Here is a 482-nt window from a genome sequence, read left to right on the forward strand (position 1 = left end):
CTGCGAACGTGGCCAGCATCCTTATCCGCACCAGCCACCACACCCACTACGTCATCGGCTCCGGGGCGAACGACCCGCAGAAGTACGACCCCACCGCCTCCCGGGAGACCCTGGACCACTCGATCCCGTACATCTTCGCCGTCGCCCTCCAGGACGGGACCTGGCACCACGTCGACTCCTACGCCCCCGCCCGGGCCGCCCGCCCGGACACCGTGGCCCTGTGGCACAAGGTCACCACCGAGGAGGACCCCGAGTGGACCCGCCGGTACCACTCCCTCGACATCGCCGAGAAGGCCTTCGGCGGCTCCGTGACCATCACCCTGACCGACGGGACCGTGATCGAGGAGGCGATCGCGGTCGCCGACGCCCACCCCCTCGGCGCCCGCCCCTTCGGCCGCGAGCAGTACATCGCCAAGTTCCGCACCCTCGCCGCCGAGTCCGTCGCCCCCGAGGAGATCGAACGGTTCCTGGACACCGTCCAG

General features: G+C 70.5%; 1 pseudogene. It reads left to right on the forward strand.

The features are described 5' to 3' along the window. Window positions 1-482: pseudogene (locus tag LK10_RS01610) on the forward strand (MmgE/PrpD family protein); the annotation flags it as partial.

It is taken from the genome of Sinomonas humi, assembly GCF_000802235.1.
GTDB lineage: Bacteria > Actinomycetota > Actinomycetes > Actinomycetales > Micrococcaceae > Sinomonas > Sinomonas humi.